The sequence below is a fragment of the Rhizobacter sp. OV335 genome, from assembly GCF_900142965.1.
GTDB lineage: Bacteria > Pseudomonadota > Gammaproteobacteria > Burkholderiales > Burkholderiaceae_C > Rhizobacter.
The window spans coordinates 264,963-291,931 of the sequence record NZ_FRCQ01000003.1 but is presented as its reverse complement, the minus strand read 5'-3'; the positions used below and the strand labels follow the sequence as shown (position 1 = coordinate 291,931).

The window sequence follows — 26,969 nt, the reverse complement described above, 5'->3', positions numbered from 1 at the left end:
AACAAGCGCGTATGAGTGACCAAGCCGCTGGCCATGTGCCAGTCCCGGCCAATGCTATTGAATATTGCCGACAGCAGCCCTTGCCGCGTAATCCTTCAATTCTTCGGGAATTGACGCATGCGCCTCCTTGATCAACGCACTGACTTCGGTCGGATAGGCAAGGCACCACAACCCAAGTCCATGAAGCGCCGATTCCTTGCATGACAGATTGTCAATTGACAAAATGTCCTTCAACACGCCAATTATTTTTTTATCAGCACCCTTCAAGTAACCAATGCTCGGAATTCCATGCCTCGGAAATATATCCCACCACATATAGCAGAGAAGATTCCATTCAGAAATCGCGCCAGCAACTCTTGAGTCCTTCATTAAGATCGAATCGCAACGCCTACTCAGAATAACTTCGAAACATTCATACATCTTTTCGATCACCAAACTGCGTGAATCTTCAGAGATGTCCTCAGAAAGAATGGAGTACGGCAAGAGAGTAATGCCCGGATCGATTGCTGCACGCAGTCCTCCTAAAACAATGGGATCAGGCAACGCCCCATCTGAAGCAACGATCTTATCAAAGACTCCTCCAATAAAATTCAACCTCTCTTCATTGGAGGAGGCCATTATCCAATGATCAAGCGCATCGGGATTGCTTTCATCCGCCACAACTATCCCTTCAAGGAAAAATTCCAATGCTTCGTCAACGTGCTCTATGGACATGGTTTCACCTGTATGGGCAGGGCTTACATTGCCGATCAATTGCATCTCGCAACCTTTGGATTGCTGGATCAACATAATTCTTGATGTGATCGACGTGAGCTTGATCCGGACCACCGAACCATTTATTGGAAAGATTGTTTCTCGCCGCTTTGCATCGTAGCTGTTTAGTCAGATTCCATCGAAGAAGTTGACAAGGATCCAGGCCCGGGGGCGGTGGTTCATCACAAATTCGATGAGCTTCGCTTTGATTTGCACCCTTTTCGATCGCTTTCTGAAGGTCTTTGTCACTGAGTGGATACAAATTCAATGGGTCGGGGTGAGTAATGTCATAGAGAATCGATCCAATGGAATTCCCCGTCAAACTCTCGACTCCGGCATTGATACCCAAACCTATTCCCACACCAACTCCAAGACCGACCACAGCGCCACCGGCCACGGCACCTGCGCCCAGAGCAGGTACTGCTCCGACAGCCCCAGCAGCCGGCGCAAGGATTTGCAGAGTCTGCTGAGAGTTGCCGAAGTTGAAAAGTCCAAGGGAGTCCGTGCCGATCAACGGGTTGCCGTCGACGTACGTGTACGTCGAGGGACTCCCTCCTGCCAACCCAATAGGATCGCTCTGGATATAGCCGCGCAACGGATCGTAGTTTCGGAAGTAGTTGTACCAAAGCCCGCTCTCCGCATCCGCATACTGCCCCGGGAACCGCAGGTTCTGCACTAAGACCCCAAGCCCTTCCGGATTCGTCTCCGGCGCCGTCGTACCGAACGGCTCGGCCAGCCAGCGCCAGCGCTTGGCGCCGTTCTGGTCCACCACAATCCGCGGCGCGTTCAGGTGATCGGCGTGGATGTAGAACACCAGCGGCGGGTTGCTCGGGTTGGCTGGATCCGACACGAACATCGCCACCGGGATGTTGTCCAGCCACACGTATTCGCGCAGCGCCTTGCCGGTCTGGTCGTATTCGCCGAGTAGCTGGCCTTCGAGGTCGTACACGAAGATCACCGTCTCGCCGGTGCTCGTCACCTTTCGGATGCGCCGCCGCTCGGCGTCGTGGTCGTAGCTGCCGGTCACGCCCGCCTTGGTGATGCTCGCGACCGAGCCGTTCAGGCCGTAGGTCGCCGTGTAGCCCGCGCTGTCGCTGGTCGTGTTGCCGGCGTTGTCGTAGCCGAAGCTGCGGGCCGGGTTCGTGATGCTCGTGAGCCGGTTGCTCGTCGCCTCGGTTGTGTAGGTGCTCGGGCTGCCGTTCAGGCTCACGCTCGTGCGGTTGCCGTTCGGGTCATACGCGATCGACCAGCTCGATGCGGCTGTCGTGATGCTGGTCAGCCGGCTGTTCTCGTCGTAGCCGAAGCTCTGGTCCAACGCGGGCTGCGCGGTGCCATCGCTTGCGAGCAGGTGCGTGAAGCCGGTGATGCGATCGGCCGCATCGTAGGTCACGTCGCGCAGCGCGTTACCCATCGGGTAGCGCACGATGCGACCGCTCAGGTCGAACTGCCGCTGGTGCGGCACCAAGCCGCTCGTCATGTGCCAGTCCCAGCCGCTCACCGGGCCGAAGGGCTCCCACTTCACGTTGCTGATCAACGGGACGGGCGTGCTCCCCGCGTCCTTGGCCAAGCTCATGCCGATGAGCTCGCCGACATCGCGCGTGATCACCAGCACCCGGCCCGACGGGTAGGTGATGGTCATCAGGTCGCCGTGCGAGTAGGCGTACTTCACCGTCGTCACGATCGGCACGGTGTTCGCTCCGGCCTTCGCGTTCACCGACTGCACGGCTTCCGTGATCCGTCCCCGTGGGTCGTACTTGACGCGGGCGAAGCCAGCCGGGTGATCGGTGCGGCTCAGGCGGCCGATGCTGTAGGTGTAGTCGGGGCCGGTCAGGTCCCAACTCCACGTGATGGTCTGGCTCGGCTGGCCGCTCTGCGTGTAGACGACGCTGGCCAGCCGGCCTTCCAGGTCGTAGGTGTAGGTCTCGGTGACGCCGCGGCTGTCGGTGCGGGTCTTCAGCCGCCGGGCGGCGTCGTAGGTGATGTTGGTGATGCCGGTGTCCGGGCTGATCAACTGTGTCGCGTCACCGAAGCCGTTGCGCGGGTACTGCGTGACCAGGCTGCGTGGGTCGGTCACCTTGGTCGGTCGGCCACCGCCGTCGTACTCGATGGCGGTCTTGCCGTTCTTCGGGTCGGTCAGCTCCTTCACGCGGTATTGCGCGTCGTAGCTCGCCTTGTTCTGCAGGTTCAGACTCTCGGGAGCCTTGGTCACCTTGGTCGGACTGCCCTCGGCGTCGTACTCATAGGTCGTCACCGGCGTTGGCGACACCGGCGGGGGCGGCACCTGGGCCATCGCCGCGTGGGTCAGCAAGGCCGCTGCAGCCGCGGCGGTCAGGTTGTGCTTCATCGTCTTCTTCATGTTCTCACTCCTTGCCCGTGCTTTGCTGCGCACGACCCAGCGCATCCATCGCCCGGGCCAAGCCGCGCTTGAGCGCACCGACTGGATCCTTCACCCGCTGATCGGTCTGGTTGCCGGCGTTGTCGAGCACGTAGTCGATGCGATTGGCCTTGTTGTCGTAGGCCGCCACCTGCCGGTGCGCGTCGTCGTAGTCGAAGCCCACCCACGTGCCGTTGTCGAAGCTCACTTTCTTTAGCTGACCGGCTTCGTCGTAGGCATACGTGGTCGTCTCGCCACCGACCGTGTTGGTCAGCAAACGCTGCCGGAGGTCATAGGTGTTGACCGTCACGATCCCACGCGGGTCCGTGCTCTGCAGCACCTGGCCGTATCGGTTGTAGCGATCGAAGGTGGTCACCTTGCCAAGCGAGGTCGTGATCGACTTCAGGTCACTACGCTGATGGTCGGCGTTCGCCTCGGTGTGGTAGCCGAAGGTCGTCGTGTCGGTGTCGGGATCGGTTGCCGTCAACATCCTTCCATCTGCGTCGTAGGTCCACGTGCGCACCGTGTCGATGGTGCCGGCCTGCAGTGCGGCACCGAACCCCAGGTGCCCGTCTGCATCGGTCGTCGCCCGCGTCACCTGCTTGCAAAGGGCCGCGATCGGCTTGCCGTCCGGCAGCGTGGCCGCGGTCGGTGCGCAGCTCGCGACGGCATTGCCGTTGAGCGGATCCGGCTGCCCGTTGTAGACGTTGATCGTGATCTGGCTCGGTTCGGCCACCTTGATCGGCAGGCTCCAGTCCGGGTGCCACTGCGTGCTGGTCTTCAGCGCACCGGCCGGCAACGTGGCGTTCGTCGTGGTCACGGCTGTGCAGTCCTGGCCCTGGTTCAGCCCGGTGACCTGCGCAATTTTCAGATTGCGCGGCAGATCGTTCAGGTAGCAGCTTCGCTTGCCGTTGAAATCATCCCGGCTCGCGATGTTGCCGTTGGCGTCATAGGCCTGACTCCTGCTGCTCTGCAGGCTCCCCGCCCCCGCCGGCTGGGTCTGGCTGCTGAAGTAGTTCTTGCCGTTCAGGCTGAGCGCGCTCCAGCTCGTCACCTGCCCGCTCGGCTCGGTCATCACCGTGCCCTGCGGCAGGTTCCAGGTGTGGAAACGCGCAACAGCACTTCCAAAGTTCTGCTTCGTCACCTGGATGCTCGGCGGCGTCGTGTAGCTCACCGTGTACTTCTGCGTGCCCCCGGCGTGCTCGGTGCTGATCGCCCGGCCCTGCGCGTCGTAGCCGAAGCTGGCATACCGCAGGCCCCGCTCGTCGCTCACCCCCGTCAGCGCCCACGGCAGGTCCGCGTTCTCGTACAGGAAACTCCTTGTGCGGCCGTCCGCCCAGGTGATGCCCACCAGGTTGTTGCGGCTGTCGTGGCTCAGCGTCGTGATCCCGCCCGTCGCATCGGTGATGCTGCTCACCCGCGGCACGCCGCTGGTCGACAGCGTGTAGCCGAAGCTCAGGCTGCGCCCCAGGTTGTCGCTCACCTGCGCCAGCCGGCGGACGCCGCTGGTGGTGTCGTACGTGAAGACTATGCGCGTGCCGTCGGCCCATGTCATCGCCGTCAGAATGCCGACGCCGGTGTAGGTCTCCTGCAGGTTGGCGGCGCTGTCGGTGTACGAGGCATCGCCATTGGGCAGCTGCACGAAGCGATCCGCGTTGTCCGCCTGCCCCACCCGCGGGCCGCCGTCCGTGCTCGTCATCGTCTTGGTCACGCCGTTGCCGCGCGGGAAGACGGTGGGCACCGGCAGCCCCGGGGCCGAACCGCTGCCGACCGTGAACAGGTTCACCTGCCGGTGCAGGTTGCTGACCCACTGCAGGCTGCCCATCACGCCGGCGCGGTTCTCCACCGCGCCGATGTCGGTCAGCGCCCCCGAGGCGGTCGGGATTCGGCTCGCGTTGTCGTAGGTGAACTGCAGCGTCGTGCGCCCGATCGCCAGCCCCGTGTCCACCACCTCGCGCTTGACCCCGCGCAGCGGGTAGATCGGGTTGCCCTTGCACACCTCGCACTCGGGGGGCGGGGGGTCCGAGGCGTACGGCACGGAGATCTCCTCGAGTTCGACCGCACAAGCCTGCGTCGCTTCATCCCAGACCTGGCCTGGCGGGCAGACGCAATCATGTGCGTCGTTGCTGTAGATGGTCCCCGAAAGACAGTACTTGGTGATCGAGTGCGGATGGTCCAGAGCGCCCCACCATGCATAGGTGCGTTCCCAGCAGCCGGCGCTTCCCGCCCATGAGACGTTCGAGGTGGAATACGAACACGACAGGTACTCATAGTGCTCGATCGCGTCGTGCGGACAGCCATCGGCCCACGCGATCCACGCCCGCATCACGCCTTCGGGCGTGGCAGCTTTCAGAATTGCACCCTGGCAATTCACCGGGTTTCCCGTGTCCAGCTCCCAGTACCCTGCGGCCCTCGCAGGATCGCTCGCCACCGCCATCGCCAGCACACACATCCACGGCGCCGCCAGCGCCCACAGGCGCTTCCATCTGCTCGACATTCAGTTCTCCCTGATGACCCGCGTACCTCGACAGGCCCGCTGTCGCACCCTCTTCGTGGGAGTGGATCAACAGCGGAGCGAGCGCATTAGACGGGAACAGAATGACCGGAGCAAGTGCCTGTCGCGACTCGCCGACAGTTGTTGACGATTTGCCGTTCCCTCACGTGAAGTGAGCCTGCGTCACACCGGCGCGAATGATGCAGATCCATCGCACTTCAGTTGTGCGACGCATGCAGATTTCCAATCGACGCGGACCTACCCGTTCAGATGCGGCAGCTTCTCGTACAAGGTCGCCCGCGAGATCCCCAGCAACCGCGAGGCCGCGAGCTTGTTGCCACCGGTCGCAGCCAGCGCCTCGCGGATCGCGCGGCACTCCAGCTCGGCGATCGCCTGCGGCAGCGACTTCGGCGCAGCGATGCCCACCGCCACCGGCAACGGTTCCACCGCCGCCTCGATCAACGAGCCGACCACGCTGTCCTGTCCCACCACCTGCCTGAAATGCCGCGCCGTCAGCGTCATGTCATCCGTCATCAGCGTCGCCTGCTCCAGCACGTTGCGCAGCTCGCGGATGTTGCCCGGCCAGCGGTGGCGCGCCAGCAGCGCCAGCGCATCCGGCTCCAGGTTCTTGTGCGGCAGCCCGCTGCGCCGCGCGATGTCGTCGGCCAGCGCCTCGATCAGCGCCTCGAGATCGGCCATGCGCTCGCGCAGCGCCGGCAGCCGGATCGGCAGCACGTTCAGTCGATAGAACAGGTCGGCGCGGAAGCGGCCATCGGCCACCATCGCCGGCAGGTCGCGGCTGGTCGCCGCAATGATGCGCACGTCCACGCGCTGCACCGTGTTGCTGCCCAGCGGCTCCACCTCCTGCTCCTGCAGCACGCGCAGCAGCTTCGACTGCAATGCGATCGGCATGTCACCGATCTCGTCGAGGAACAGCGTGCCGCCATCGGCCAGCTTGAACTTGCCGTCGCGGCCCTTGCGGTCAGCCCCGGTGTATGCGCCTGGCGCCACGCCGAAGAATTCGGCCTCCAGCAGGCTGTCCGGCACTGCGGCGATGTTGACGCCGACGAACGCCCGCGACGCTCGCGTGCTCGCCGCATGGATCGCATGCGCGAGCAGTTCCTTGCCGGTGCCGGTCTCGCCGAGCAGCAGCACCGTGCTGTCGGTCTGCGCCACGCGCCGCGCCTGGCGCTTGACCTCCATCGCCTGCGGGCTCGCGCCGATGAAGCTCGCCACCGTGAACTTCGGGCGGCGTTGCGCGGCGAGTTGCCGGCGCGCGTCGTCCAGCTCGCGCTGCAGGTGGCTGAACTTCGTGATCAGCGGCTGCATCGTCGTCTCGGGGTGATCGAGCAGCACCATGCCCATCGCGCCGATCACCTCGCCGCGTTCGTCGCGCAACGGCAGGCGGCTCACGAGGAAGGTGCCGGCCTGGTTGGTCAGCAGGTCCACCAGCATCGGCTGGCCGCTGTCGATCACGTGCGCCATCAGCGTGTTCGGCACCACCTCCTCGACCAACCGGCCGACGAAGTCGTCCTCCGCATGGCCAAGCGCGGGCAGGAAACGCTTGTAGCCCTCGCTGATCCACACGATGCGGTGCCGGCGATCGACCACCAGCGTGCCCATCGCGGTGCGCGCGAGCGTGTCGAACATGCTGCGCGCCGCCAGCTTCAGCAGCGCGTCGGCATCGGCCGGCAGGGTCGGCGGCGTCAGGAACTCAGGGGTGTCTGGCACGCGGACACTGTAGCGAGCACGCCGCGCCGCGCACTCAGGGTTTGTCTTTGTCGCAGCCCCTCTTGTAATTATGAATTACTGGATTTAGAGTGGCTTGAACCGCCGCGCCGTGGCGGTCCACCGGTGAGCACCCATGGTTGACCCGACACCCCTGCGCCTGGCATCGCTCCACGAAGAAGTGGCCGCTCGCCTGCGCAACATGGTGTTCGAGCGCCAGCTGGTGCCCGGGCAGTGGATCGACGAGCTCGCGCTGGCCAGCGACTGGAAGATCAGCCGCACGCCGCTGCGTGAAGCGCTGAAGGTGCTGGCCGCCGAAGGGCTGGTCGAGCTGGTGCCGCGCCAGGGCTGCAGGGTGACCGAGCTGTCGGAGGACGATGCCGACGAGCTGTTCCCGGTGATGGCCCTGCTCGAAGGCCGCTGCGCGTTCGAGGCGGTGCGCAAGGCGACGCCCGCCGACATCAAGCTGCTGCAGCGCCTGCACGCCGCGCTCGAGAAGCACGCCGCGGCCCGCAACATCGACGGCTACTACCGCGCGAACCACGATTTCCACAGCACGGTGCAGGCCCTGGCCGCCAACCGCTGGCTCGACCGCGCCACCACCGACCTGCGCCGCTTCGTGCGGCTGCTGCGCGGGCGCCAGCTGAACTGGCCGGGCCGCATCGAGGAATCGATCGGCGAGCACCGTCGCCTGATCGACGCCATCGAGCAGCGCGACGCCGCGCGCGCCGAGCAGCTGATGCACGACCACCTGATGGCCCAGCTCGCCGCGCTGAAGGCATTGCGCGCGCATGAAGCGGCCCAGGAAGCCACCTTGGACCAGGGACAACACCATGCTTGAAGGCCTGAAGAACGCCGCGCGCCGCGCCGGCAACGACCGCGCGCTGCGCAGCCTGATGCTCGACTGCCGGCGCCTGCTCTCGGAGCGCGGCGAGGCCAACAGCGTCGCGATCGCGAGCGGCCTGGTGGCGCGCTTCAGCAACCTGGCCGACGACCAGCAGGCCGGTTTCTTCGAGCGCCTGTCGCGCGATTTCAGCCCCGACCCGAAGGCGGTGCTGTCGGTCGCGCAGGCCTATGCCGACGAGCCCTCGGCCGACAACCTGATCCGCCTGACGCACCTGGCCGAGCCGCCGCGCCAGGAGCTGCTGCGCCGCATCAACCGCACGCCCGGCGGCACCGCGCACATCGTCTCGATGCGCCGCAAGCTGCTGGCCCGCGTGAAGGCGCAGCCCGAGCTGCGCGCGCTGGAAGCCGATTTCCTGCACCTGCTGTCGTCGTGGTTCAACCCCGGCTTCCTGCAGATGCAGAAGGTCGACTGGCGCTCGCCCGCGCAGCTGCTGGAACAGATCATCCACCACGAGGCGGTGCATGAGATCGACGGCTGGGACGACCTGCGCCGCCGCCTGCAGCCCGACCGCCGCTGCTTCGCGTTCTTCCACCCGCAGCTGCCCGACGAGCCGCTGATCTTCGTCGAGGTGGCGCTGCTGCCCGAGATGCCGGGCGCGATCGCGCCGCTGATCGACAAGAACTCGCAGCCGCTGCCACCCGACCAGTTCAAGGTGGCGGCGTTCTACTCGATCAGCAACTGCCAGCCCGGGCTGAAGGGCGTGTCGCTCGGCAACTTCCTGATCAAGCGCGTGGCCGAGCAGCTGAAGCGCGAGCTGCCGCAGCTCAAGACCTTCTGCACGCTGTCGCCGATCCCCGGCTTCGCCACGTGGCTGACCAGCCGCAGCGACCTGGCCGCGCTGCCCGGCCTGAAACGCGGCGAGGCCGAGCGCCTGGTGCAGGCGCGCGAGCTGCTCGACGAAGCCAGCGGTGGCGACCTGGCAACGCTCGCCACCGCGGCCACCTTGAACGGCCTGGCCGAGGCCGAACGCGAGGCGCTGGCCCGCCTGTGCGCCGCCTACCTGGTGCACGTGTCGACCACGCCGGGCGGCGATGCGGTGGCGCGTTTTCATCTCGACAACGGCGCGCGGCTCGAACGGCTCAATCCTTCGGGTAACCTGTCGCGCAAAGGACTCAAGCAATCGTTCGGGATGATGGTCAATTACCTCTACGACCTCCAGAAGGTCGAGACCAGCCACGAGAAATTCACCCAGGGCGACGTGGCGCATTCGCGCGCCGTGGCCGCCCTGCTCTGACCCCGGGCCGCCCTCGGCCCCCTTGCTTCACATCAACGACCGGGAGACAACATGAGCTTCGAATCACGACGCGCGCCGACACGCCGAGACGTTCTTCGCACCGGCGCCGCGGCGGCTGCCACGCTGGCCATGCCGTTCGCCGGCGCGCAGAGCGCCTGGCCGAGCAAGCCGGTCACGATCATCGTGCCGTTCCCGGCCGGCGGCGGCACCGACGCCTTCGCGCGACCGCTGTTCGGGCTGATGAGCAAGAACGCCGGCAAGCAGTTCCTGATCGACAACAAGGGCGGCGCGGGCGGCAACGTCGGCGCCACCGTCGCATCGCATGCGGCTGCCGACGGCTACACCTTCTTCATGGGCGCGGTGCACCACACGATCGCGCCGTCGATGTACCCGAAGCTCGACTACAACATCGAGACCGACTTCATCCCGGTCGGCCTGATCTCCAGCGTGCCGCAGGTGGTCGTGGTCAACCCGCAGCGCGTGCCGGTCACCGACCTGAAGGGCCTGCTGGAGTACGCCCGCAAGAACCCGGGCAAGCTGAACTACGGCTCGGCCGGCAACGGCACCTCGCACCACCTGGCCGGCGAGCTGTTCAAGCTGCAGACCAAGACCTTCATCACGCACATCCCCTACCGCGGTGCGGGCCCCGCGCTGCAGGACCTGATCGCCGGGCAGGTCGACATGATGTTCGACGGCCTGGGCTCGTCGGCCAACCACATCAAGGGCGGGCGCATCAAGGCGCTGGCCGTCGCCTCGGAGCGGCGCGCGCCGGGCTTCGCCGACGTGCCGACCTCGACCGAGGCCGGCCTGCCGAGCTACCAGGTCGCCACCTGGTACGGCCTGTGGGCGCCGAAGAACACGCCGAAGGAGATCGTCGAGTCGATGCGTGCCGAGATGAAGAAGGCGCTGACCTCCGACGACCTCGTGAAGTCCTGGAACGGCCTCGGCGCCGAGACGCCCAACCTGTACGGCGACGCCTTCGGCAAGTTCGTCAACAGCGAGATCAAGCGCTGGGCCGATGTGGTGAAGGCCTCGGGCGCAAAACTTGATTGACGAGGCAAGCGTGCCCGGTTCCATCACGCTGAGCCACGACGAACCGGGCATCGCCCGGGTCGTCATCGCGAATCCCGGCAAGCACAACGCGATCGACATCGCGATGTGGCAGGCGCTGCGCGACGTGTTCGCGCGGCTGCAGGCGCTCGACGCCGCGCAGGCGCCGCATGCGGTGATCGTCTGCGGCGCCGATGGCCAGTTCGCATCCGGCGGTGACATCGGCGAGTTCGCGCAGTTCCGCTTCGACGAGCAGCGGCTGCACGATTTCCACGAGCACACCGTCGCGCCGGCGCTGCAGGCGCTGCTCGACTGCGACATCCCGGTCGTCGCGCAGATCGAAGGTGCCTGCGTCGGCGGCGGGCTCGAGATCGCGGCCTGCTGCGACATCCGCATCGCCGGCATGGGCAGCCGCTTCGGTGCGCCGATCGCGAAGCTCGGCTTCCCGATGGCGCCCGGCGAGCTGCAGATGCTCGCGCGCGTGGTGCCCGCGCCCACCTTGCGCGAGATGCTGCTCGAAGCGCGCCTCGTCGATGCGTCGATCGCGCTGCAACGCGGCCTGGTGCATGCGGTGGTGGCCGACGAGCAGGTCGCACCGCACACGCTGCAGCGCGCCCGCGCGCTCGCGGCCTTGTCACCGCAGGCCGCGCGCATCAACAAGCGCACGCTGCGCCAGCTGGCCGCCGGCGGGCCGAGCGCCGACGAGCGCCGCGCGCACTACGGCTATGCCGACAGCCCCCAACACCGTGAAGGCATCCAGGCCTTCATCGAGAAGCGACCGCCGCATTTCCAGCGCGGCTGAAGATCCCCCGAGGAGGTTCGATGAGTAGTGACAACCTGTTCGCCGCGTTGCGCGCGGCCTTTCCCGCCGACCTCGACGCGACCGCGATCGAGGTGGCCGATGGCGAGGCGCCGCTCAGCTACAGCTGGCGCGACCTCGAGCGCGCCACCGCGATGCTCGCGAACCTGCTCGAGTCGCTGGAGCTGCCGGCCGGCAGCCGCGTCGCGGTGCAGACCGAGAAGTCGGTCGAGGCGCTGATGCTGTACCTCGCGGTGCTGCGCGCCGGCTTCGTCTACCTGCCGCTGAACACCGCCTACCAGGCGGCCGAGATCGAGTACTTCATCGGCAACGCCGAACCGGCGGTGGTGGTGTGCGCGCCGAAGAACTTCGGCTGGGTCAGCAAGCTCGCGTTCAAGGCCGGCACGCGCCATGTGTTCACGCTCGGCGACGACCGCAGCGGCAGCCTGCTGGAGCGGGCTTCGCACCAGGGCGACCAGCACGTGCCCGCAGTGCGCGGTGCCGACGACCTGGCGGCCATCCTGTACACCAGCGGCACGACCGGGCGCAGCAAGGGCGCGATGCTGACGCACGGCAACATGCTGAGCAATGCGCGCACGCTGAAGGCGTACTGGGGTTGGCAGCCGGGCGACGTGCTGGTGCATGCGCTGCCGATCTTCCATGTGCACGGCCTGTTCGTCGCGATCCATGGTGCGCTGCTGAACGGCAGCAAGATGATCTGGCTCGCGAAGTTCGACCCGAAGCGCGTGCTGGCCGCGCTGCCGCGCGCCACGGTGTTCATGGGCGTGCCGACGCTGTACGTGCGGCTGCTGGCCGAGCCGGGTCTCACGCGCGCGGCGTGCTCGGGCATGCGGTTGTTCGTCGCCGGCTCGGCGCCGCTGCTGCCCGAGACCTTCAACGCCTGGCGCGAGCGCACCGGGCAGGCCATTCTCGAGCGCTACGGCATGAGCGAGACGGTGATGCTGACCTCGAACCCGTACGACCCGGCCGACGGCGAGCGCCGCGCCGGCACGGTGGGCTTCCCGCTGCCCCGCGTGCAGTTGCGCGTGCGCGACGAAGGCCGCGACTGCCCTCGCGGCGAGATCGGCGGCATCGAGGTGAAGGGCCCGAACGTGTTCGCCGGCTACTGGCGCCTGCCCGAGAAGACGAAGGAAGAGTTCACCGACGACGGCTGGTTCAAGACCGGCGACGTCGGCCGCATCGACGAGCGCGGCTACGTGTGCATCGTCGGGCGCAGCAAGGACCTGATCATCAGCGGTGGCTACAACGTCTACCCGGCCGAGATCGAGGGCTACATCAACGACATGCCGGGCGTCGCCGAGAGCGCGGTGGTCGGCGTGCCGCATCCCGATTTCGGCGAGGCGGTGGTCGCGGTGGTGGTGCCGCGCGCCGGTGCGCAGCTCGAAGGGGCCGCGATCGCGGCGGCGCTGAAGGCGCAGATCGCGAACTTCAAGGTGCCGAAGCTGGTCGAGCTGGTGCAGGAATTGCCTCGCAACACGATGGGCAAGGTGCAGAAGAACCTGCTGCGCGAGAGGCACAAGGGGCTGTTCGCCACGGGCTGAGCTTCGCGCGCGCGGCGTAAGCGAATGCGTCGGCTGTGAGGGCGCGCAACGTGACTGACACGCTGCGGCACTCGGGTGGGCGCGAATCGTCGCTCGCCGCGGCGGTCCTACGGGGAACGGGTGTTCCAGCGCGGGTGGCAGGGCCCTTGCAGGGTTCTGAGCTCACGCTCACCGGGAATGCCGCATGCCCTCCTCGATCCTTGCCCGCACTGCCCTCGCCGCCGCCCTGGCGACGAGCGCTTTCGCCGCCCACGCGAACTACAACCCGGCCACCGGCAAGCTGTTGTTCGAGGACACGATGAACCAGACGGGCCTGTCGTTCACCGGCAACTGCACGAGCTGCCACACCAACGTGCAGAACCGCCGCGCGGAGATCTACTTCAAGACCGGCGGCGGCGCACGCGATCCGTTCGCCGCGATCGATTCCGAGACCGCGGTGAACCGCATCGGCTATGCGCTGAACAACGTCAGCGCGATGAAGCAGTTCCAGGTGCTGGACGCGGAAGAGATGACCGACCTCGCCGCCTTCATCGCCGACACGCCGAAGACCAGCGACGCCGCGCTGAGCTTCTCGGCCGGCGCGGTCAACGTGCCGACGGTGTCGCAGAACCTGGACCTGAGCAACGGCGTGACCTTCGGGCAGGTCACGGTCGACAGCGTCGCGATCGGCGGCGCCGGCGCGGCACGCTTCACGCTGAAGACCGACACCTGCACCGCGCAGAAGCTGGCCGCCTCGGCCACCTGCCGGGCCACCATTTCGTTCAGCGCGGCCGACACCGCGGGCTACAGTGCGACGCTGACCATGACGATGCACCAAGGCACCTCGACCACCAAGTTCACTCGCACGGTCGCGCTCGACGGCGCGGTCGGCGTGGTGACGACGCCGCCGCCGAGCGGCGGGAATGGGGGTGGCAGCAGTGGCAACAGCAACAGCGACGAGGGCGGCGGTGCGCTGGGCTTCGGCTGGCTGGGCGGCTTGGCGCTGACGACAGCACTGCTGCGGCGGCAACGTGGACGCGCTACCGGCTGACAGCGACGACGGCAGCACCTGCCCGCGCTGCGAGCAGGCGTTCCGTTGCGGCGTCAATGACGACCAGCCGTGCTGGTGCAGTCGAATGGTGCTCAGCGCAGGGATGCTGGCGCGGCTTCGGTCGGCGTACGACCGGTGCCTGTGTGGCAATTGCCTGATCGAGATGTCTCAGGCTGCTGATCTCGACGCGCAGCTCGAGCGGAACCCCTCGCGGCGACAGTGACCCTTCAGTCATCGATGCCGATTTGGCAAGAACACCCCATCGCTGCGCAGCGCGTCGTTCTCGCCAATCGGGACTGAGTGACCCCGCGCCGGAGGAAGTTCCTGCGGCCCCAAAGCAAACGCGGGCCGTGTCGCCACGGCCCGCGTCTCGATTCAACTCAGCGCTCAATCGCTCGCGTAGATATCGACGTCCTTCGTCTCCTTGACGAACAGCATCCCCACCACGAAGGTGATCGACGCGAACACGATCGGGTACCACAGGCCGTTGTACATGTTCCCGGTCTGCGCCACGATCGCCAGCCCGGTGGCCGGCAGCAGGCCGCCGAACCAGCCGTTGCCGATGTGGTACGGCAGGCTCATCGAGGTGTAGCGGATGCGCGTCGGGAACATCTCCACCAGCATCGCGGCGATCGGGCCGTAGACCATCGTCACGTAGATCACCAGCAGCGTCAGGATCGACACCAGCGTCCACCACTGGCCGCTCATGAAGGGGATCGGCTTGGCCTTCGCCGGGTAGCCGTGCTCCTTCAGCGCCGCGGCCACGTCCTTCTTGAACGCCGCGTCCTTGGCCTTGGCTTCGTCGGCGGGCAAGCCCTTCGACGTGAAGGACTCGATCGTCTTGTCGCCGATCACGATCTTCGCCGGGCCGGTGCCCGCCACGTTCTCATAGCTCACCGATCCCGCGGCCAGCACCTGCTTGGCGATGTCGCACGAGCTGGTGAACTTGGCCACGCCGGTCGGGTTGAACTGGAACGAGCATTCCGACGGGTCGGCCGTCACGGTGACCTTGGCGCTCTTCTGGGCCGCCGCGAGTTCCGGGTTGGCGGCCTCGGTCAGCGCCTTGAACAGCGGGAAGTAGGTCAGCGCGGCAATCAGGCAGCCGGCCATGATGATCGGCTTGCGGCCGATCTTGTCCGACAGCGTGCCGAAGACGATGAAGAACGGCGTGCCGATCAGCAGCGCGGCAGCGATCAGCACGTTGGCGGTGGGCCCGTCGACCTTCAGCGCGCCGGTCAGGAAGAACAGCGCGTAGAACTGACCGGTGTACCAGACCACCGCCTGGCCCATCGTCAGCCCGACCAGCGCCAGGATCACGATCTTCAGGTTCTTCCACTGGCCGAACGACTCGGTCAGCGGCGCCTTCGAGGTCTTGCCCTCTTCCTTCATCTTCTTGAAGGCCGGCGATTCGTTCATCGACAGGCGGATCCACACGCTGACGGCCAGCAGCAGGATCGAGACCAGGAACGGAATGCGCCAGCCCCAGTCGGCGAACGCCTCTTCGCCGATCCAGGTGCGCGTGCCCAGGATGACCAGCAGCGACAGGAACAGCCCGAGCGTCGCCGTGGTCTGGATCCACGACGTGAACGCACCGCGCTTGCCGTGCGGCGCATGCTCGGCCACGTAGGTGGCTGCACCGCCGTACTCGCCGCCGAGTGCCAGGCCCTGCAGCAGGCGCAGGCCGATCAGGATCACCGGGGCGGCGACGCCGATCGATGCGTAGGTGGGCAGCACGCCGACGATGAAGGTCGACAGGCCCATGATCAGGATCGTCACCAGGAAGGTGTACTTGCGCCCGATCATGTCGCCCAGCCGCCCGAACACCAGTGCGCCGAACGGCCGCACGATGAAGCCGGCCGCGAACGCGAGCAGCGAGAAGATGACCTGGGAGGCCGGGTCGAGGTTGGAGAAGAACTGCTTGCCGATGATGGCGGCGAGCGTGCCGTACAGGTAGAAGTCGTACCACTCGAACACCGTGCCGAGGCTGGACGCGAAGATGACCTTGCGCTCCTCGCGCGTCATCGGCCCCGCGGGGTTGCGTGCCGGTTTGGCCACTGCAGTTGCCATTGGAATGTCTCCTTGTCGTCAGGCTCCCTGCCGAACGGCAGGGCGTGCCGCATCTTCACGACGCCCTCTGACCCATCCCTGACGCCAAGCTGAACGCCGGCTGACAACTTCAGTGACAACCCTGACGAAACGTTTCTCATCGTGGGAAACGAGGGATGACCCGACCTAGGGCTTACGCTGAAGCCCCAACGGTTGCCGCGCCGCGTCGTCCCACGCCGGTCCGTCGAACCAGGGGTCGCCGCCGAGGTAGCCCTGCAGCAGCTCCAGGCCATCGAGACCCCAGAACAGCCGGCCGTCGACCTCGACCGTCGGCACGCCGAAGATGCCGAGCGACACCGCTTGCGCCGTCGCCTCCTTCAGCGCCGCCTTGACCTCGTCGCCCTGCGGATCGAGCGCCGGTTGCAGCCGCTGCGTGAGCTCCGACAGGCGCTGCGGCTCGTTCGCATCCGCGCCGCCGCGCCACACATGGTGCATCAGCTGCTCGCACACCCAGCGGTTCGGCGTCGCGAGCGGGCCGCGGCAGGCCAGGCCCAGGCGCAGCAGCGCGAGCGGGTTGAACGGGTGCTGCGCCGGCATCTGCATCGGGATGCCGTGCCGGTGCGCGAGCCACGCGACCTGCCGGTAGGTCCAGTCGCGCTTCGGCCCGATCTCGGCCGGGCCCTTCTGCCCCCATTGCGACAACAAGCCGGCGAACAGCACCGGCTGGTAGACCACTTCGACGCTGCGGCCCTCCAGCACCTGCGGCAGGCGCTCGAACGCGAGGTACGCGTACGGCGAGATCACGTCGAACCAGAACCGGAGTTGCTTCATCGCGATCGCTCCCCATCGACAACAGGCGCATCCGCCCTGCGCAGCGCGATCACCTGCCAGACTTGGCGCTTGCCGTTGTCATCCATCTTCGACCACGCCGCGATCTCGTCGATCGTGCGCCAGCAGCCAACGCACAGCCCGCTGGCCGCGTCCATCCGGCAGATGTTCACGCAAGGGCTGGGGACGGCGGCCGCTTCATCCATCAGGTGAGCACCAGTTCGGCGATGTCGTCCCACAGCGACGCATCGATGCGGCCCCGGATCTGCTTCACCTCGCGGTGCTGCTTGTCGAGGATGAACGAGGTCGGCGTCTGCGCCATCGCGCCGAAATCGTCGCGGTGCGTCGCATCGGCGCGCCACAGCATCGGGAACTGCTGCTTCATCGGCACGACGCGGTTCAGGATCGCGTCGTACTCGCGCACCGCGGCCAGGCTGCGGTCGAGGCTCACCGCGACCAGCTGGAACGGCTTGTCGCGCCAGGCCTCGTAGTTCGCGCGCAGCTCGGGCATCTTGTCGCGGCACACCGCGCAGTCGGTTGACCAGAAGAACACCAGCACCGCCTTGCCCGCGTCCTGCGCCAGCTCGTAGCGCTGGCCCTCCAGCGTGTTGCCGGCCAGTGCATGGGCTGGGACTGCTGGCGCAGCGCGCAGCGGGACGGCGGTGCCGAGCAGGGCCGAAGCCGTGGCCGACAGGAAGAAACGGCGATCGATGCGGGAGGTCATGGCGCGGCCTGCAGAAGTGGAGCTGTGCCTTGGTCGCGGCGGCCGGCCGGGCATTACGGGCTTTGCGGGCTTGGCGCGACTTGCGTCACGTCGGCCACCGGCGCCTGCGTCAGACCCTGCAGCTGCGCCGGGCTCAGCCTGAACACGCCCTTCGGGTGCCCCGCCGCTGCCCAGATCTCGTCGAAGCGCAGCAGCTCGCGGTCGATCAGCGTCACCGGCGTGTTCGCATGGCCGACCGGCGACACGCCGCCGATCGTGAAGCCGGTCTGCGCCTTCACGAAATCGGCATCGGCGCGGCCGAGCGGGCCGGCCAGCGCGGCCACCTTCTTCTCGTCGACGCGGCGGTCGCCCGAGGTCACGACCAGCACCGCGACGTCGTCGGCGCGGCGCCGGAAGATCACGCTCTTCGCGATCTGGCCGAGCTGCACGCCCAGCGCATCGGCGGCCTCTTGCGCGGTGCGCGCGTTCACCGCCAGCAGGATCGGCACATGCGGATGGCCGAGCGTGCCCAGCACCGCGCTGACGTGGCGGAAGCCGTCGGGCAAGTCCTGCGTCACCGTGGCATCGCTCATGCCTTCACCTCCGCCTTGGCCGCCCGCTTCGCCAGCAAGGCCTTGCCCGCGCGCGACACCGGCGCGCGGCCCAGCACCTGCGAGATGAAATTGCCGGTGTCGACCAACGCATCCAGGTCGATCCCGGTGTCGATGCCCAGGCCGTCGAGCATGAACAGCACGTCTTCGGTCGCGACGTTGCCGGTCGCGCCCTTCGCATACGGGCAGCCGCCCAGGCCGGCCGCGCTGGCGTCGAAGGTGTGCACGCCGAGCTCGAGGCTGGCGTAGATGTTGGCCAGCGCCTGGCCGTAGGTGTCGTGGAAATGCCCACTCACCTCCACCAGCGGGTAGTGGCGCAGCGCGCGCTCCAGCGCGGCCTGCACCCGCTTCGGCGTGCCGACGCCGATGGTGTCGGCCACGCCGCAATGGTCGACGCCGATGCCGCGCATCAGCCGCACCACGCGCTCGACTTCGTCGGGGCTGACCTCGCCCTGGTACGGGCAGCCGAGCGCGCACGAGATCGCGCCGCGCACCTTGATGCCGTTCGCATGCGCCGCGTCGACCACCGGGCGGAAGCGCTCGATGCTCTCTTCGATGCTGCAGTTGATGTTGCGCTGGCTGAAGGCCTCGGTGGCGGCTGCGAACACGACGATCTCGTCGGGCTGGGTCGCGAGCGCCGCCTCGAAGCCGCGCAGGTTCGGCGTCAGCACCGAATAGCGCACGCCCGGCTTGCGCTGCAGCCCGGCCATCACCTCGGCGTTGTCGGCCATCTGCGGCACCCACTTGGGGCTGACGAAGCTGGTGACCTCGATCTCGCGCAGCCCGGCCGCCTGCAGCCGGTGCACCAGCTCGATCTTGTGCGCGGCGTCGACCTGCTTCGCTTCGTTCTGCAATCCATCGCGTGGACTGACATCGACCAGCGTGACATGGGTTGGAATCATGACTTAAGTCTCGATTGGAAGAACCGCGTGCGGCACCCCCCTTTGTCCGGGGATGGCGAGCCGTGCGGGGTCTGTCGAAGATACCTGAACTGACTGGAGCACGTCGTGTCCACACCCTCCGAACTGCGCATCGCGACCCGAATCCACTTCGGCCTGAAGCAATGGCTCGGGGAGGGCATCGACGTCGAGGTGATGCTGCGGCAGCCCGATGAAGCCCGCGAGATCCTCTTCGTGTGCCAGGCGTCGGGCAACGCCGAGCTGGAATCGCTGGCCCGGCAATGGGCCGACGCCCGGGGCGAGCTGAAGAAGGCCGCCCGGCCGCGCGCCGTGGCAGAGAAGCCGGTGGCCCGGCCGAGCACGCCCAAGACCGCCGCACCACGCGCCGCCGCCAAGCAGGACCTGGCCTGGGCCCGCGACACCAGCGGCTTCGGCATCACGCAACCGGCCGAGCTGTCGCCGCCGGAGGCGGACACCACCGGCGCCCGCTGGCACAAGCCGTCGAGCTGGCTGCGCCTGGGGTCGAGTCGACACTGACATCGTCAGCCGGCGGCCCGCAGCCGCAGCAGTTCGCCGCCCTCGCCCACCTGGTCACCGACCCCGTAGAGCAACTCCTCCACCGTGCCGTCACGCGGCGCGGTGATCGTGTGCTCCATCTTCATCGCCTCCAGCACCGCCAGCGGCTGGCCCTGCTTGACCTGCTCGCCCACCTTCGCAAGGAAGGCCACCACCTTGCCCGGCATCGGCGCGGTCAGCCGGCCGCCTTCGGCCGCGCCGTCGCCGGCATGCGCCAGCAAATCGACCTCGCTCGCCAGCGCCGAACCCTCGGGCGCGAACACCGCGATGCGCTCGCCCACCGCGTAGACGGTCAACACCCAGCGGCGCCCGCCGACCACCACCGCATGCCGCTGCGCTGACAGCGACTGCAGCGCGAACGCATGCCGCTGCGCGCCGATCGCCAGCGTCATCGCGCCGCGGTGGTTGCGTTCCAGCATCACCGTGTGGTGCGTGCCCTGCAGCTCGATGTCGAAGCGCCGGTGCGCACCGCCGTGCAGCCGCCAGCCGTCGCGCCGCGACCACGGGTCGTCGGTCTGCAGCGCCGCCTCGGCCGCCATCGCATGCGCGACGACGCCGGCCGCGACGCATTCGAGCGGCAGCGGCGGCGCCTCGAACAGCGCGACGCGCTCGCGCTCGATCAGCGCGGTATCGAGGTCGGCCGTCGCGAACGACTGGCTCGTGACCACCCGCCGCAAGAACGCGACATTGGTGTGCAGCCCGACGATGTGCGTCTGCGCGAGCGCCGCATCCAGCCGCGCGAGCGCCTGCTCGCGGTCGGCGCCCCAGACGATCAGCTTCGCGATCATCGAGTCGTAGTGCGGCGAGATCGCGTCGCCCTCGCGCACGCCGGCATCCAGCCGCAGCTCGCCGCGCTCGAACGCGGCGGCCTGCGGCGTGCGGAACACCTGCAGCGTGCCCGTGGCCGGCAGGAACTGCGCATCGGGGTTCTCGGCGCACAGCCGCGCCTCGATCGCATGGCCGTGGATGCGCAGTTGATCCTGCGCCAGCGGCAGCGGCTCGCCCGCGGCCACGCGAAGCTGCCACTCCACCAGGTCGAGCCCGGTGATCGCCTCGGTCACCGGGTGCTCGACCTGCAGCCGGGTGTTCATCTCCATGAAGTAGAAGCGCAGGTCGCCGTCGGCCGCCGGCTCGGCGATGAACTCCACCGTGCCGGCGCCGACGTAGCCCACCGCCTGCGCCGCCGCGACCGCGGCCTGCCCCATCTCGCGCCGCCGCGCCTCGGTCATGCCGGGCGCCGGTGCTTCCTCGAGCACCTTCTGGTGGCGGCGCTGCACCGAGCAGTCGCGCTCGAACAGGTAGACGCAGCGGCCGTGCGCATCGGCGAACACCTGGATCTCGATGTGGCGCGGCCGGGTCACGTAGCGCTCGACCAGCACCGCGTCGTCGCCGAAGCTGTTGATCGCCTCGCGCTTGCACGACGCGAGCGCGTCCTGGAAGTCGGCCGACGCTTGCACTGCCCGCATGCCCTTGCCGCCGCCACCGGCGCTGGCCTTGATCAGAACCGGGTAGCCGATGCGGTCGGCCTCACGCTGCAGCAGCTGCGGGTCCTGGTCGGCTCCGTGGTAGCCGGGCACCAGCGGCACGCCGGCCTCGGCCATCAGGCGCTTCGACTCGGCCTTCAGCCCCATCGCCTGGATGGCAGACGGCGGCGGGCCGATGAAGACCAGCCCGGCATCGGCGCAGGCCTGTGCGAACTCCTCGTTCTCGCTGAGGAAGCCGTAGCCGGGGTGGATGGCCTGCGCGCCGGTGGCGCGGGCCGCCGCGATGATGCGTTCGCCGCGCAGGTAGCTGTCCTTCGGCGCAGGGCCGCCGATGTGCACCGCCTCGTCGCAGGCCTGCACGTGCTTCGCGCCGGCATCGGCGTCGGAGTACACCGCCACGGTGCGGATGCCGAGCTTGCGTGCGGTGGCCGCGACGCGGCAGGCGATCTCGCCACGGTTGGCGATCAGGATCTTGATGAACATCGTCGTCTCCGGGTTTTCAGGGCGTCCACACCACGTCGTTGTCGACGGCGTACAGCTTGCAGGGCTCGCCCTTGCGCTGGCAGAAGCCCAGGGCGCGGCCGATGGCCCAGTCGCCGCTGGCGGTGCCGGCCGCGCCTTTCGGGCCGATGGCGTAGGCGCGCGGCAGCTTCGAGGCGAGGAACTTGCGGTAGTGGCCTTCGCGTGTCGCGGCATGGACCGGCACCTTGTCGACCTCGTCGACGGCCGCGAACGACGATGCCGGCGGACGCGCGATCACGCCCGGCGTCTCGAAGCCGAGCTTCGCGAGAAAGGCCTCGGCATACGGCACCCAGTGGTCCATGTCGAAGTTGACCGCGCCGTGGCCGTTCTGGCCGGCCGCGGCCAGCGTGTGGAACTCGGCCTTGCCGCCGCCGGCGGTCCAGGCCTCGTGCCAGCGGCGCGGCACGTCCGGCCCCCAGTAGAGGTCGTTCTCCCAGTAGAGCCACAGCATCGGTGCCGTCGCGCTGCGCGCTTGCTCCTTCCACAGGCTCTCGATCTGCTGAGGGCTGCAGGGATTGCGCGGGCGGCCGTCCGGATCGCCACCGCTGCCGCCCGAGAAATTGATCGCACCCACCAGGCCGGGCGGATGCCGCGACACGGTGGCGACCGCCGTCAGGCCGCCCGCCGACTGGCCCATCACGAGCCAGCGCGAGGTGTCGACGTAGGGCAGCGTCTTCGCGAATGCCAGCGTGGCCATCACCTGGTCGGCCACCGCGACGGCCATCGGCCCGGGACGCCGCGATTGGCAGCTGCCGGTGTCCTCCGGGTCGAAATCGCCATACGTGTCGGCATAGCCCACGCGCGTCGGCAGCAGCACCGCGAACCCCTTGCCGACGAGGTAGCGCGACAGCCATTCGTAGCGCTGGCGGCCTTGCGCCGATCGCTTCTCGGCCGTCGCGCGGCCGTGGTTCATGATGACCAGCGGAAACGGCCCGTCGCCAGCCGGGCGGAAGATCATCACCGGGATCTGCCGCGTCTGCTGCTTGCCGTACAGGTCGGTCACGGTGACGCTGATGAACTGCGTCTGCTCGCGCAGGTCCCTCAGCACGGCCGCCTCGTCCGGGGCCTGCGCCTGCGCGCCGGCCCCTGCACCCCACAGGCCGAGCAACAGCACGGCTGCAAGCCGCGCCAGGGTCGATGCCGATGTCCAGATTGCTTTCAAGATCTCTCCCTGACGGCAGCGCCGGTGCCACGCGACATGGCAGAAAAGCGGCGCACCAGCTGCCGCAGGAATTTGGCCAGCACCCACACCAGCGCCGCCGACACCGCGAGCGCGAGCACCAGGAACGCCGCCAACACCAGCGGATGCGTCCACGACAACCACAGCACCGCCGGCACCAGCCCGTCGCCCAGCAGCGACAGGCCGATGTTCGAGAACGGCTCCGGCGAGGTGTTGGCGGCCGCGCGCGTGGTGGCCTTCGCGACGTGGCTGCTGGCCGCCAGCCCGCCACCCAGCACCGCCGCGATCGTCGCCCACGTGGCCTGGTCGGCGCCGAACACCGCGGCCGCCAGCGCCGCGCCGGCCGGGATGCGCAGCACGGTGTGCAGCACGTCCCACAGGCTGTCGACGCCGGGAATCTTGTCGGCGAAGAACTCGACGCACAGCATCACCCCGCTCGCGCCCAGCATCAGCGGATGCTGCAGCAGTCGCAACCCGTGCGGCAGCTCGATCCAGCCCAGCGCGCCGGCCGCACCGGTCAGGAACAGCACCGCATACAGGCGCAGCCCGCTGGCCCAGCCGAGCGCGGCGGCGATCGCGAGCAGTTGCGGCGTGTCGAGGTTCATGGCGGGGTCAGCCCGGCTCCAGCCACGCGGGCTTGCGCTTGGCCAGGAAGGCCTGCACGCCCTCGCGGCCCTCGCCGCTCGCGCGGATGTCGGCGATGCGGCGCGCGGTGTCCTCGCGCAGCGCCGCGGTGATCGGCTGGCCGGCGATGTCCTGCACCAGCCGCTTGCAGGCGCGCGCCGCCATCGGGCCGTTCGCCACCAAGGCGGCGACGACCTCGTCGACCTTGGCGTCCAGCGCGTCGGCCGGGCAGACCTCGTGCACGAAGCCGAGCGCATGCGCCTGCGTGGCCGTGAAGCGCTCGGCCGTCACCATGTAGCGCCGCGAGGCCTGCTCGCCCAGCGCGCGGATCACGTAGGGGCCGATGGTGCCGGGCAGCAGGCCGAGCTTCGCTTCGCTGAGGCAGAAGGCCGCCGCATCGGACGCCACCAGCACGTCGCACACCGCGGCCAGGCCGACGCCGCCGGCATAGCAGTCGCCGTGGATGCGGCCGACCACCGGCACCGGGCAGCTGTAGACGGCCCACAGCATGTCGGCCAGCGCCTGCGCATCGGCGCGGTTCTGCTCCCAGCTGTAGTCGGCCATCGCGCGCATCCACGCCAGGTCGGCGCCGGCGCAGAAGGCCTTGCCGTGGCCGCCGAGCACGATCGCGCGCAGGCCGGCATCGGCGCCCAGCGTGGCGAAGGTCTCGCACAGCTCGGCGATCACACCGTCGTTGAAGGCGTTGCGCACGTCGGGGCGGTTCAGGTAGACGCGAGCCACCGGGCCGTGCCGTTGAACATCGAGGGTGGTCATGCGGCGTCCTTTCGCATCACATCCGGAACACGCCGAACTTCACGTCGGGGATCGGCGCGTTCAGGCTCGCGCTGATCGCGAGCGACAGCACGCGGCGCGTGTCGGCCGGGTCGATCACGCCGTCGTCCCACAGCCGTGCGCTCGCGTAGTACGGGTGCGCCTGCCGCTCGAACTGGTCGAGCACCGGCTGCTTGAAGGCGGCCTCTTCGTCGGCGCTCCAGCTGCCGCCCTTGGCCTCGATGCCGTCGCGCCGCACGGTGGCCAGCACGCTCGCGGCCTGCTCGCCGCCCATCACCGAGATGCACGCGTTCGGCCACATCCACAACAGCCGCGGATCGAACGCGCGGCCGCACATGCCGTAGTTGCCGGCGCCGAAGCTGCCGCCGATGATCACGGTGAACTTGGGCACCTGCGCGGTCGACACCGCCGTCACCATCTTCGCGCCGTGCTTGGCGATGCCCTCGGCTTCGTACTTGCGGCCGACCATGAAGCCGGTGATGTTCTGCAGGAACACCAGCGGGATCTTGCGCTGGCAGCACAGCTCGATGAAGTGCGCGCCCTTCTGCGCCGATTCGGAGAACAGCACGCCGTTGTTCGCGACGATGCCCACCGGCATGCCGTCGATGTGCGCGAAGCCGGTGACCAGCGTCGTGCCGTAGCGCGCCTTGAACTCCTCGAACTCGCTCGCGTCGACGATGCGGGCGATGATCTCGCGCACGTCGAACGGCTTGCGGGTGTCGGTCGGGATCACGCCGTGCAGCTCGGCGGCATCGAACAGCGGCGCGCGCGGCGCGATGCAGCGCACCGGCATCTCCTTGCGCCAGTTCAGGTGCGCGACCGCGGTGCGCGCGATCGCCAGCGCATGGGTGTCGTTCTGCGCCAGGTGGTCGGCCACGCCGGACAGCCGCGTGTGCACGTCGCCGCCGCCCAGGTCTTCGGCGCTCACCACCTCGCCGATGGCGGCCTTCACCAGCGGCGGGCCGGCCAGGAAGATCGTGCCCTGGTTCTTCACGATGATCGATTCGTCGCTCATCGCCGGCACGTAGGCGCCGCCTGCGGTGCACGAGCCCATCACCACCGCGATCTGCGGGATGCCCTGCGCGCTCATCTGCGCCTGGTTGAAGAAGATGCGGCCGAAGTGGTCGCGGTCGGGAAAGACCTCGTCCTGGTTCGGCAGGTTCGCGCCGCCGCTGTCGACCAGGTAGATGCACGGCAGCCGGTTGGCCTGCGCGATCTCCTGCGCGCGCAGGTGCTTCTTGACGGTCATCGGGTAGTAGGTGCCGCCCTTCACCGTGGCGTCGTTGCAGACGATCATGCAGTCGACGCCCGAGACCCGGCCGATGCCGGCGATCAGCCCGGCGCCCGGTGCATCGTCGTTGTAGAGCCCGAGCGCGGCGAGCGGCGCCACCTCGAGGAAGGGCGTGTCGGGGTCGAGCAGCATCTCGACGCGGTCGCGCGGCAGCAGCTTGCCGCGCGCGAGGTGCTTGGCCCGCGGACCGTCGCCGCCACCTTGGGCGATGCGCGCGAGCTTGGCGTTCAGGTCGTCGACCAGTGCGCGCATCGCCGCGGCATTGGCCTTGAAGTCTTCCGAGCGAGGGCTGAGCTTGGACGCGAGGGCGGGCATGAAGTCTCCTGGGCGCGCGGTCGTCGGCGCCGCGCTGGGCGAAGTCTAGGCCTGCGCAGCATACGCAGGCCCGGGCCGCATCGGCGGCCATGCAGGTTGCAAATCGTGCCAGACTTGCCGGCATGCCGAGAGCCCCGTCCCCCACCCCCGCCCCGCTGCGCGGCAGCCGCACCGCCGCCACGCCGATGGCCTTCGTGCGCGCCGTGGTGCTGGCCTACGAGCGCTACGGCGTCGATCCGCGCGGCGCACTGCAGCAGGCACAAATCACGCCAGCCGAACTGCGGCGCAGCGAGGCCCGCATCACCGCGGCGCAGATGGAGGCGCTGTGCGCCTTCGCGATGCAGGAGCTGGATGACGAAGCGCTCGGCTGGTTCGCGCGCAAGCTGCCGTGGGGCAGCTACGGCATGCTGTGCCGGGCCTCGATCACGGCGCCGACGCTGGGGGTCGCGTTGAAGCGCTGGTGCCGGCACCACCGGCTGTTGACGGACGACCTGGTGCTCGAGCTGACGGTGGACGGCCCGCTCGCCACCGTGACGATCGACGAGCACCGCCGCTTCGGCGCGCTGCGCGAGTTCTGCCTGGTCACCAGCCTGCGTTACCTGCACGGCTTCGCGTGCTGGGCGATCGACTCGCGGATCGCGCTGCGCGACGCGCGCTTTCCGTTCGCGCCGCCGCCGCACCGCGACGTCTACCCGGTGCTGTTCCCCGGGCCGGTGCAGTTCGATGCCGCGCAGGCCGGCTTCAGCTTCGATGCGCAGGATTTGGCGATGCCGCTGCGGCGCGACGAGCGCGCACTGCAATCGATGCTGCAACGCGCGCTGCCGCTGACGGTGCTGCCGTATCGGCGCGACCGGCTGCTGGCGCGCCGCGTGCGCGAGCTGTTGCGGCAGGATGCCGCGCGGCTCGGCACCGCGGACGCGTTGGCGCAGGCGCTGAATCTTTCAGTGCGCAGCCTGCACCGGCAGCTGAAGGACGAGGGCGTCGGCTTGCAGGCCCTGAAGGACGAGGTGCGGCGCGACCAGGCCTGCGAGCTGCTGCTGCGCACCGCCCGCCCGGTCAAGCAGGTGGCGCAGGCGGTCGGGTTCGACAACGACAAGAGCTTCGCGCGGGCGTTCAAGCAGTGGACGGGCAAGTCACCGCGCGAGTTCCGCAACCCGGGTTAGCACC

At 68.1% G+C, this 26,969-nt stretch carries 24 protein-coding genes; 9 read left to right on the top strand and 15 right to left on the bottom strand.

The annotated features are described in order from the left end of the window. Positions 1 to 54: 54 nt before the first annotated feature. From BUE42_RS31925 to BUE42_RS04950, 4 genes are all read right to left on the bottom strand, one after another. Positions 55 to 759: a hypothetical protein gene (locus BUE42_RS31925; RefSeq protein ID WP_073463286.1), complete on the bottom strand. Its 705-nt coding sequence runs from the start codon at positions 757 to 759 to the stop codon at positions 55 to 57. Continuing rightward, a complete protein-coding gene (locus BUE42_RS04965; protein ID WP_159445366.1) occupies positions 719 to 3,109 on the bottom strand; it encodes an RHS repeat domain-containing protein in 2,391 nt (796 codons plus the stop codon). The genes BUE42_RS31925 and BUE42_RS04965 overlap by 41 nt, the downstream gene beginning before the upstream one ends. Before the next feature lie 4 nt (positions 3,110 to 3,113). Then, positions 3,114 to 5,624: an RHS repeat domain-containing protein gene (locus BUE42_RS04960; protein WP_143171298.1), complete on the bottom strand. Its 2,511-nt coding sequence runs from the start codon at positions 5,622 to 5,624 to the stop codon at positions 3,114 to 3,116. Positions 5,625 to 5,879: 255 nt separating this feature from the next. Beyond that, on the bottom strand, positions 5,880 to 7,271 hold the full coding sequence (locus BUE42_RS04950) for a sigma-54 interaction domain-containing protein (RefSeq protein WP_083613893.1): 1,392 nt from the start codon (positions 7,269 to 7,271) through the stop codon (positions 5,880 to 5,882). A 214-nt stretch (positions 7,272 to 7,485) separates the two neighbouring features. Between BUE42_RS04950 and BUE42_RS04945 the strand changes: the two genes are divergently transcribed. The 7 genes from BUE42_RS04945 (at position 7,486) to BUE42_RS34250 (ending at position 14,154) form a co-directional block, all read left to right on the top strand. Then, a complete protein-coding gene (locus BUE42_RS04945) occupies positions 7,486 to 8,190 on the top strand; it encodes a GntR family transcriptional regulator (protein ID WP_073463276.1) in 705 nt (234 codons plus the stop codon). Continuing rightward, positions 8,183 to 9,490 carry a malonyl-CoA decarboxylase gene (locus BUE42_RS04940; RefSeq protein WP_073463274.1) on the top strand — a complete coding sequence of 436 codons (1,308 nt, stop codon included), beginning with the start codon at positions 8,183 to 8,185 and terminating at the stop codon, positions 9,488 to 9,490. Before BUE42_RS04945 ends, BUE42_RS04940 begins: the two co-directional genes overlap by 8 nt. A 51-nt stretch (positions 9,491 to 9,541) precedes the next feature. Next, positions 9,542 to 10,543: a Bug family tripartite tricarboxylate transporter substrate binding protein gene (locus BUE42_RS04935; RefSeq protein WP_073463272.1), complete on the top strand. Its 1,002-nt coding sequence runs from the start codon at positions 9,542 to 9,544 to the stop codon at positions 10,541 to 10,543. Between the two features lie 10 nt (positions 10,544 to 10,553). Continuing rightward, positions 10,554 to 11,342, top strand: a complete 789-nt coding sequence (locus BUE42_RS04930; RefSeq protein WP_073463269.1) for an enoyl-CoA hydratase/isomerase family protein — start codon at positions 10,554 to 10,556, stop codon at positions 11,340 to 11,342. A 20-nt stretch (positions 11,343 to 11,362) separates the two neighbouring features. Next, positions 11,363 to 12,901: a malonate--CoA ligase gene (locus tag BUE42_RS04925; RefSeq protein ID WP_073463267.1), complete on the top strand. Its 1,539-nt coding sequence runs from the start codon at positions 11,363 to 11,365 to the stop codon at positions 12,899 to 12,901. 184 nt (positions 12,902 to 13,085) lie between these two features. Next, on the top strand, positions 13,086 to 13,931 hold the full coding sequence (locus BUE42_RS04920; protein WP_073463265.1) for a hypothetical protein: 846 nt from the start codon (positions 13,086 to 13,088) through the stop codon (positions 13,929 to 13,931). Then, positions 13,912 to 14,154: a cysteine-rich CWC family protein gene (locus tag BUE42_RS34250; protein ID WP_073463263.1), complete on the top strand. Its 243-nt coding sequence runs from the start codon at positions 13,912 to 13,914 to the stop codon at positions 14,152 to 14,154. Before BUE42_RS04920 ends, BUE42_RS34250 begins: the two co-directional genes overlap by 20 nt. A gap of 164 nt (positions 14,155 to 14,318) precedes the next feature. On the opposite strand, the gene BUE42_RS04910 is transcribed toward BUE42_RS34250, so the two are convergent. The 6 genes from BUE42_RS04910 to BUE42_RS04885 form a co-directional block, all read right to left on the bottom strand. Next, positions 14,319 to 15,998: an MFS transporter gene (locus BUE42_RS04910; protein ID WP_073463261.1), complete on the bottom strand. Its 1,680-nt coding sequence runs from the start codon at positions 15,996 to 15,998 to the stop codon at positions 14,319 to 14,321. Positions 15,999 to 16,163: 165 nt separating this feature from the next. Continuing rightward, on the bottom strand, positions 16,164 to 16,808 hold the full coding sequence (locus BUE42_RS04905; protein ID WP_073463259.1) for a 2-hydroxychromene-2-carboxylate isomerase: 645 nt from the start codon (positions 16,806 to 16,808) through the stop codon (positions 16,164 to 16,166). Continuing rightward, the gene (locus BUE42_RS04900) at positions 16,805 to 17,011 is read right to left on the bottom strand and encodes a DUF1289 domain-containing protein (RefSeq protein WP_073463257.1); all 207 of its coding nucleotides are present in this window, start codon (positions 17,009 to 17,011) and stop codon (positions 16,805 to 16,807) included. Before BUE42_RS04900 ends, BUE42_RS04905 begins: the two co-directional genes overlap by 4 nt. Further along, positions 17,011 to 17,529, bottom strand: a complete 519-nt coding sequence (locus tag BUE42_RS04895; RefSeq protein WP_073463255.1) for a TlpA family protein disulfide reductase — start codon at positions 17,527 to 17,529, stop codon at positions 17,011 to 17,013. The genes BUE42_RS04900 and BUE42_RS04895 overlap by 1 nt, the downstream gene beginning before the upstream one ends. 53 nt (positions 17,530 to 17,582) lie before the next feature. Beyond that, positions 17,583 to 18,101, bottom strand: coding sequence for a YbaK/EbsC family protein (locus BUE42_RS04890; RefSeq protein WP_073463253.1), 519 nt, complete (start codon positions 18,099 to 18,101; stop codon positions 17,583 to 17,585). Next, entirely contained in the window at positions 18,098 to 19,021 is a 924-nt protein-coding gene (locus BUE42_RS04885; protein WP_073463250.1) for a hydroxymethylglutaryl-CoA lyase, read from the bottom strand. Before BUE42_RS04885 ends, BUE42_RS04890 begins: the two co-directional genes overlap by 4 nt. 105 nt (positions 19,022 to 19,126) lie before the next feature. On the opposite strand from BUE42_RS04885, the gene BUE42_RS04880 reads away from it, so the two are divergent. After that, entirely contained in the window at positions 19,127 to 19,555 is a 429-nt protein-coding gene (locus BUE42_RS04880; RefSeq protein WP_073463248.1) for a hypothetical protein, read from the top strand. Positions 19,556 to 19,560: 5 nt separating this feature from the next. On the opposite strand, the gene BUE42_RS04875 is transcribed toward BUE42_RS04880, so the two are convergent. From BUE42_RS04875 to BUE42_RS04855, 5 genes are read right to left on the bottom strand one after another with little or no spacing between them, the layout of a single operon-like run. After that, complete coding sequence (locus BUE42_RS04875) at positions 19,561 to 21,561, bottom strand: acetyl/propionyl/methylcrotonyl-CoA carboxylase subunit alpha (RefSeq protein WP_073463246.1); 2,001 nt, start codon at positions 21,559 to 21,561, stop codon at positions 19,561 to 19,563. A 16-nt stretch (positions 21,562 to 21,577) separates the two neighbouring features. Then, positions 21,578 to 22,762 (bottom strand): dienelactone hydrolase family protein, encoded by a 1,185-nt coding sequence (locus BUE42_RS04870; RefSeq protein WP_073463244.1) that lies wholly within the window; start codon positions 22,760 to 22,762, stop codon positions 21,578 to 21,580. Continuing rightward, entirely contained in the window at positions 22,759 to 23,385 is a 627-nt protein-coding gene (locus BUE42_RS04865; protein ID WP_073463243.1) for a DUF4126 domain-containing protein, read from the bottom strand. Before BUE42_RS04865 ends, BUE42_RS04870 begins: the two co-directional genes overlap by 4 nt. Positions 23,386 to 23,392: 7 nt before the next feature. Beyond that, positions 23,393 to 24,178, bottom strand: a complete 786-nt coding sequence (locus BUE42_RS04860; RefSeq protein WP_073463241.1) for an enoyl-CoA hydratase/isomerase family protein — start codon at positions 24,176 to 24,178, stop codon at positions 23,393 to 23,395. Between the two features lie 16 nt (positions 24,179 to 24,194). Further along, positions 24,195 to 25,802 (bottom strand): carboxyl transferase domain-containing protein, encoded by a 1,608-nt coding sequence (locus BUE42_RS04855; protein ID WP_073463239.1) that lies wholly within the window; start codon positions 25,800 to 25,802, stop codon positions 24,195 to 24,197. A gap of 122 nt (positions 25,803 to 25,924) precedes the next feature. On the opposite strand from BUE42_RS04855, the gene BUE42_RS04850 reads away from it, so the two are divergent. Next, on the top strand, positions 25,925 to 26,965 hold the full coding sequence (locus BUE42_RS04850) for an AraC family transcriptional regulator (RefSeq protein WP_073463237.1): 1,041 nt from the start codon (positions 25,925 to 25,927) through the stop codon (positions 26,963 to 26,965). Positions 26,966 to 26,969: the final 4 nt, after the last annotated feature.

Excerpts from the sequence above, each read along its gene's own strand:
- BUE42_RS31925 (WP_073463286.1), bottom strand. The coding sequence starts at position 759 with ATGCAATTGATCGGCAATGTAAGCCCTGCCCATACAGGTGAAACCATG.
- BUE42_RS04965 (WP_159445366.1), bottom strand. The coding sequence starts at position 3,109 with ATGAAGAAGACGATGAAGCACAACCTGACCGCCGCGGCTGCAGCGGCC.
- BUE42_RS04960 (WP_143171298.1), bottom strand. The coding sequence starts at position 5,624 with ATGTCGAGCAGATGGAAGCGCCTGTGGGCGCTGGCGGCGCCGTGGATG.
- BUE42_RS04950 (WP_083613893.1), bottom strand. The coding sequence starts at position 7,271 with ATGTTCGACACGCTCGCGCGCACCGCGATGGGCACGCTGGTGGTCGAT.
- BUE42_RS04945 (WP_073463276.1), top strand. The coding sequence starts at position 7,486 with ATGGTTGACCCGACACCCCTGCGCCTGGCATCGCTCCACGAAGAAGTG.
- BUE42_RS04940 (WP_073463274.1), top strand. The coding sequence starts at position 8,183 with ATGCTTGAAGGCCTGAAGAACGCCGCGCGCCGCGCCGGCAACGACCGC.
- BUE42_RS04935 (WP_073463272.1), top strand. The coding sequence starts at position 9,542 with ATGAGCTTCGAATCACGACGCGCGCCGACACGCCGAGACGTTCTTCGC.
- BUE42_RS04925 (WP_073463267.1), top strand. The coding sequence starts at position 11,363 with ATGAGTAGTGACAACCTGTTCGCCGCGTTGCGCGCGGCCTTTCCCGCC.
- BUE42_RS04920 (WP_073463265.1), top strand. The coding sequence starts at position 13,086 with ATGCCCTCCTCGATCCTTGCCCGCACTGCCCTCGCCGCCGCCCTGGCG.
- BUE42_RS04910 (WP_073463261.1), bottom strand. The coding sequence starts at position 15,998 with ATGGCAACTGCAGTGGCCAAACCGGCACGCAACCCCGCGGGGCCGATG.
- BUE42_RS04905 (WP_073463259.1), bottom strand. The coding sequence starts at position 16,808 with ATGAAGCAACTCCGGTTCTGGTTCGACGTGATCTCGCCGTACGCGTAC.
- BUE42_RS04900 (WP_073463257.1), bottom strand. The coding sequence starts at position 17,011 with ATGGATGAAGCGGCCGCCGTCCCCAGCCCTTGCGTGAACATCTGCCGG.
- BUE42_RS04895 (WP_073463255.1), bottom strand. The coding sequence starts at position 17,529 with ATGACCTCCCGCATCGATCGCCGTTTCTTCCTGTCGGCCACGGCTTCG.
- BUE42_RS04890 (WP_073463253.1), bottom strand. The coding sequence starts at position 18,101 with ATGAGCGATGCCACGGTGACGCAGGACTTGCCCGACGGCTTCCGCCAC.
- BUE42_RS04885 (WP_073463250.1), bottom strand. The coding sequence starts at position 19,021 with ATGATTCCAACCCATGTCACGCTGGTCGATGTCAGTCCACGCGATGGA.
- BUE42_RS04875 (WP_073463246.1), bottom strand. The coding sequence starts at position 21,561 with ATGTTCATCAAGATCCTGATCGCCAACCGTGGCGAGATCGCCTGCCGC.
- BUE42_RS04865 (WP_073463243.1), bottom strand. The coding sequence starts at position 23,385 with ATGAACCTCGACACGCCGCAACTGCTCGCGATCGCCGCCGCGCTCGGC.
- BUE42_RS04860 (WP_073463241.1), bottom strand. The coding sequence starts at position 24,178 with ATGACCACCCTCGATGTTCAACGGCACGGCCCGGTGGCTCGCGTCTAC.
- BUE42_RS04855 (WP_073463239.1), bottom strand. The coding sequence starts at position 25,802 with ATGCCCGCCCTCGCGTCCAAGCTCAGCCCTCGCTCGGAAGACTTCAAG.
- BUE42_RS04850 (WP_073463237.1), top strand. The coding sequence starts at position 25,925 with ATGCCGAGAGCCCCGTCCCCCACCCCCGCCCCGCTGCGCGGCAGCCGC.